Below are 5,417 nucleotides of genomic sequence, written 5' to 3' on the forward strand. Positions count from 1 at the left end.
TGGTGATCTTGAGCTCGCAACACAAGGGCTGCGCGCAGTCGTTGAACACCAAATACAGCCATTTTGTCAAAATCGTCTTTGGCAATCGGAATGTGCTGACAATCCGCTGCTATCTGCTCGTTTTCGTCAATATCGGGATCGTGAACAAACAAACAGTCGTCATCAATGCCGGTCAGTACGACCCAGTGCGGTGCCTTTTTGCCATCCAGTCTAAAGGTGCTGACCAAGACCAGCACTGCAGCACCTTGGGCTACCGCCTGCTCAATTTCGGGCAAAGTAATGGAGCCATAAACCACCTGCACGCCCAAAGCATTAGCCGAGGTGACAAAGTGGTCGTGAACCTCGCGCAAAATCGCTTTTTTGTGATCGGAGCGAACGCCATCAAGAAACAACGGTTCGTCCGTACTTAAATGCACTTGGGCTTGAAACCCTCGTTTTACGGCCGACAAACCCAAACCCAAGGGGTGACAACCGCCATGGCCCGAGGTCATAAAAATCGTTGTCGCCTCGCGCCATAAATCCAGCTCGTGGGTCAACGAACACTTGGCTTCAGGGTTAAGACTGGCCATCGCCATTAACAATGAGGCAGGGCCACAGGTAAAGTCCGTGCTTTGCGGATACCAAGGCACCTCCAGATAATGCCCTTCGACCGGGGCACGACGGATACGCTTGTGCATGCGCAAGGCATTGCTATGGTCTTCGTAGTAATCTAAATATTCGCCAAAAGGGCGATAACCCTCGGACTCGTAAAGCGCAATGGCATTACTATTGTTGATGGCGACCTCAAGGCGCATGTAATGACGCCCTGCCCGTCTAGCGTTTTGCTCAAGGGTTCGCATCAGCCCTCGACCCAAACCCAGACCGCGCGCTTCTGGACTCACCGCCAGTGAATACATGCGCGCTAAACGCGTACCTTGGTGGTAAAGCACTAACCCGTAGCCCAATAGCTGTCCTTCGCGCACAGCAACGGTTAAGTCCCGCTTGGAGGAGCGAATGTGGTGCCGGAAACTCCGCCGCGATAAACGATCGTGCTGAAAACAGGTATTTTCAAGGTGTAATAAGGCATCGGTATCGCTGATCGATGCAGGGCGATAGTCAATAGCAGCATCAGCAGATGCCATGGTGTCTCCTGGCTTGTGGCAAGCCGGCTAAAGAAAAAAAGAAAACGAGCCTCGGCGCTTCAGGGAAAAACGCACTGGAATTGGCGCGCAATGTTGCATAAACACCCGCTAGCAACAACAAAAAATTGCAGTTTGGTACTAGTTAGCAGATTTCACTTTGAACACCACTGATCACAACATCAGTGCCCTATCAGTGAACAGAACATCGCGCGGATGAAGTCATCGCAAAGACACGGTTATTTTCCCACAAAATAGGCCTGTTCACTTATACAAGGATGCGATTTAATAGCTGTCAGCTGCGAATAAACTTGCATAAATGCATTGTTTAGCAGCCGAATAAAACCGAGAGCCGGCTGATCAAAGCGGCACAAGAACTAACGATAACTAGGGAGCATCTCATGCTTAATTCAAATCGCAAGGTCCTTGTGGGTGCATTAGCACTTGCTATTACCGCACCCACCGCAGTAGCACAAATGCTAGAAGAAGTGGTCGTCACCGCTCAGAAACGTGAGCAAACACTCAAAGATGTACCGATTTCGATTTCGGCGGTGTCCGGTAAAACCATCGAAAACCGTAGCATTGACGACTTGGCGTCACTGTCGGCATCAATTCCAAACTTTTTTATCAGCGAAAACCAAATCGATTCTACCTTGAGCATCCGCGGCGTCACCACCGGCAATAACAAGGGGTTTGAGCAGTCGGTCGCCATGTACTTCGATGGCATTTCGTATGGGCGAAGCCAGCTTATCCGCACGCCGCTCTTGGACCTCGAGCGCGTTGAAGTGTTGCGTGGACCTCAGCCCACCTTGTTCGGTAAGAACGCCATCGCCGGTGCCATTAACATCAGCTCGGCTAAGCCTACCGAAGAATTTGAAGGCCGCTTTAGCGCCTCATATGAATCTGAGCACGAAGAGTCGCAGGCGTCTTTGGTGTTATCTGGCCCATTAAGCGACACACTGCGCGGCCGCCTCGCAGCCTCATGGCGGGAAATGGACGGCTGGGTATTGAACGAACAGCTTAAGCGTATGGAGCCACAGCGCGACGAAACTTACCTCCGTGCACAACTCGAATGGGATGCCAGCGACGCACTGCAGATCAACGTTAAAGCCGAGTCAGCGCAATTCGATTCCTACGGCTACGCAATGGAAGCTTTAGCACCACAAGACGGATATAACCTTGTGTTTGCCGGCCCAATTGCGGTTGAGACTGAAGAAAACTGGGTGCGAGCCAGTGGCGACGTCCAAAGCATCAACGACATGACCAACTTGGTGGTGACTGCCAATTACGATTGGAATGGGTTTACTCTGACTTCGGTCACTGGGTACGTGGACTACGAAACCGATGAAATCCTCGACGTAGACTATATTGGTCTAGAGGTGTTAGACCGCACCAATCAGACCGAAGACTACTCACAGTGGTCACAAGAATTTCGTATTGCCTCGCCCGGCGACGAAACCATTAACTACATCGCCGGCGTGTTTTACCAGTCCAGTGATGTTGACGTGACGGACGAGGTTTATCTGGGTTCATTCTTGTCGCTTGCAGGGCCTCCCGTGTCGCTCTTAGTCGATTCTTATTGGGATCGAACCTTCGCGCAAAGCTCAGATTTATATTCGCTATTTTTCCAGACCGACTTCCAGTTGAGTGACAAATTGGAACTGACGGTTGGTGCGAGATACTCGAACGAAGACAAAGACGGCTACCGCAAAGTAACCATCGAGGCCTTGCCAACAAACAATGCACCAGCAGCGACGCTAGCGGCGTTGTGGGGTGCGGTTTTGAACACAGGTGCTCACGAGATAGCGGGCAAGCGCAGCGAAAGCTCGTTTGATCCTTTGGTACGCTTGAGCTATGACATTAACGACAACGTGACCGCGCACATATCCTACACCGAAGGCTCCAAAGCCGGCGGTTTTGACATTCGCGGCAACTCGATCCCTGGCACCCCAGGCGTGACCGTACCGGGCACCTTTGAGTTTGAAGACGAGACTGCTGAAAACATTGAGCTTGGCGTGAAAATGCGCTGGGATCGTGCTGAGCTTAACGCAACCTACTACTCAACGGATTACACAGATCTACAAACCAACATCTTTGATGGCACCCTAAGCTTTTTGGTGCAGAACGCGTCAGCAGCAGAGGTGACCGGTTTTGAGATTGATGGCCGTTATTTAATTAGCGAAGGTCTCGAGCTGTATGCCTCAGCGGCGCAGCTAGACTATAAATATACGGACTTTACCGACAGCCAGTGTGCCTACGGCGAAGCGCCCACTAATGGCATCTACTGTGATCGCACAGGCGAAACTGCCCCATATGCACCAGAGACGACCACCAACTTTGGCTTGGATTACAACCGTGATATGGGCAATGGTTTAGTGCTGGATGCCAACCTCAACGTCGACACCTCGTCTGAGTACTTCATTACCACGAACTTAGACAAAAATATCGACGAAGGTGGCTATACCAAGTACGGCGCCTCTATCGGTGTCGGTAGCGAAGACGGCAAATGGCGGGTCTCGGTCATTGGCGATAATCTAACGGACGAACGCATCCGTGTTATCGGTGGCACTATTCCGCTCGCGCGCACCTTCGTTCGCCTAGCCTCGGGCGGCGCACTCGATGGCATCGCGTACGATGCGATTTATGCGCGTCCTCGCAACGTTGCGGTGAAGTTCGAGTACAACTTTTAAGCTAAGTTGCGAAGTATCACGAAGCGGGCCTGGTGCCCGCTTTTTTGTGTCTTCGGTATACACAGTATTTGCGAACCGTTTTCGCTATGATAATGATTTTCAATTACAAGCCATTGATTTTATTAAATTTTTTGAAAATTGACTCAGCCCTGTTATACTGCGTGGAACTTCTAATTATTGATGTAGATCAATAAACCTTAGCCACAAACGAAAAGGTGCAGGCAATGAAAGGCAACCCCGAGATACTTAACGCGCTCAACGATTTGCTGCGAGGCGAACTCACCGCGGTAGACCAATATCTGGCACACGGCGAACTCTTAGCCGACATGGGTCTCGCTAAGCTGGCGGAGCACGCCATTCACGAATCAGATCATGAACGCGAGCACGCTCGAGCGCTCATCCAACGCATCCTGTTTTTAGAGGGCACCCCCAACCTAGCAGACCGCGATACCATCAATGTCCAAACCGACGTCAAAGCAATGCTCGAAGCCGACTTGGCCTACGAATACAAAGTCGACGAACACTTAAAGCAGGTCGTTGCCTTGTGCGAACGCGAGCGCGATTACGCCACCCGGGACATGCTGGTTATTCAAATCAAAGACACGGAAGAAGACCACACTTATTTCTTAGAGCAGCAGCTTAGATTGATCGAGATGATGGGTATTCAGAATTATCTTCAGAGCCAAATGGCGTAAGGTAGAGGGCAGGCAATGCAAGGTAACAAAGACATACTGAAAGCGCTGAACAAGGTGCTCAAAAACGAGCTGACCGCCATCAACCAATATTTTTTACACGCGCGCATGTTCAAGAACTGGGGGTTCTCGGGACTCAACAGCGCGATTTACAAACAGTCGATTCGCGTGATGAAAGAAGCGGACGAAATTATCGAGCGCATTTTATTCTTAGAGGGCCTGCCCAACTTGCAAAGTCTGGGGTCGCTAAGCATTGGCGAGCACCCACAAGAATGTCTGACCGCTGATCTTGAGTTTGAGGTCTCTACCCAGCGTACGACGATGGTTGAGGCAATAGCCCTTGCGGAGTCGGCACAAGATTACGTCACGCGTGACATGTTAGAAGAGCTGCTAGAAGCCTGTGAAGAGTCGATCGACTGGTACGAAACCCAACTATCGCTGATCGAATCAGTGGGCATAGAAAACTACCTGCAGTCTCAGGTGTAAATAAACACACGCTCCTTGCTAATGATAATTATTCGCATTATCATTAGGCCAAACAAGGAGCACGCTGTGTACATTTGTATTTGCAATGCCGTTAAAGAATCCGACATTCGCGACTCCGTGAATAGCGGCGTCTCGTGCTTTAAAGATCTTTCAAAAACCTTAGGCTTGTGTTCCGACTGCGGCAGCTGCGGAAAGAAGGCGATCCAAGCGTTTCACAAGGCTTTGTCACAATCTTGCGTAAGCAGCAACGTCATCGCTATTGACGCGAAGAGCTCTCAACCCGCTCGTCGCGAGGTGTCATCGTTTAAGTAAATTTTAGCCTGCCCCACAGCACCGCGAGGACGCCTGTCAAAAACCACAGAGATTTGGAAATCGTTGTGTTTTTAAGTCTACAGGCTACTTTCATCTTATAGATTTGCGCACCCCAAGAT

5 protein-coding genes are annotated in these 5,417 nt (G+C 50.5%); 4 read left to right on the forward strand and 1 reads right to left on the reverse strand.

The window, feature by feature from the left end:
* On the reverse strand, window positions 1-1,121 hold a 1,121-nt coding region (locus ACTF5Z_RS10410; protein ID WP_438985575.1), incomplete at its 3' end, for a peptidase C39 family protein.
* A gap of 398 nt (window positions 1,122-1,519) precedes the next feature.
* Between ACTF5Z_RS10410 and ACTF5Z_RS10415 the strand changes: the two genes are divergently transcribed.
* The 4 genes from ACTF5Z_RS10415 to ACTF5Z_RS10430 all read left to right on the forward strand — a co-directional run bounded on the left by ACTF5Z_RS10415 (window position 1,520) and on the right by ACTF5Z_RS10430 (window position 5,298).
* Entirely contained in the window at window positions 1,520-3,808 is a 2,289-nt protein-coding gene (locus tag ACTF5Z_RS10415; protein ID WP_438985576.1) for a TonB-dependent receptor, read from the forward strand.
* A gap of 224 nt (window positions 3,809-4,032) precedes the next feature.
* Window positions 4,033-4,503 carry a bacterioferritin gene (gene bfr / locus ACTF5Z_RS10420; protein ID WP_423849349.1) on the forward strand — a complete coding sequence of 157 codons (471 nt, stop codon included), beginning with the start codon at window positions 4,033-4,035 and terminating at the stop codon, window positions 4,501-4,503.
* Window positions 4,504-4,518: 15 nt separating this feature from the next.
* Window positions 4,519-4,986 carry a bacterioferritin gene (bfr, locus tag ACTF5Z_RS10425; protein WP_423849348.1) on the forward strand — a complete coding sequence of 156 codons (468 nt, stop codon included), beginning with the start codon at window positions 4,519-4,521 and terminating at the stop codon, window positions 4,984-4,986.
* A 21-nt stretch (window positions 4,987-5,007) separates the two neighbouring features.
* Window positions 5,008-5,298 carry a (2Fe-2S)-binding protein gene (locus tag ACTF5Z_RS10430; RefSeq protein ID WP_438985577.1) on the forward strand — a complete coding sequence of 97 codons (291 nt, stop codon included), beginning with the start codon at window positions 5,008-5,010 and terminating at the stop codon, window positions 5,296-5,298.
* The last annotated feature ends 119 nt before the right edge of the window (window positions 5,299-5,417 follow it).

The organism is Aequoribacter sp., from assembly GCF_965659035.1.
GTDB lineage: Bacteria > Pseudomonadota > Gammaproteobacteria > Pseudomonadales > Halieaceae > Aequoribacter.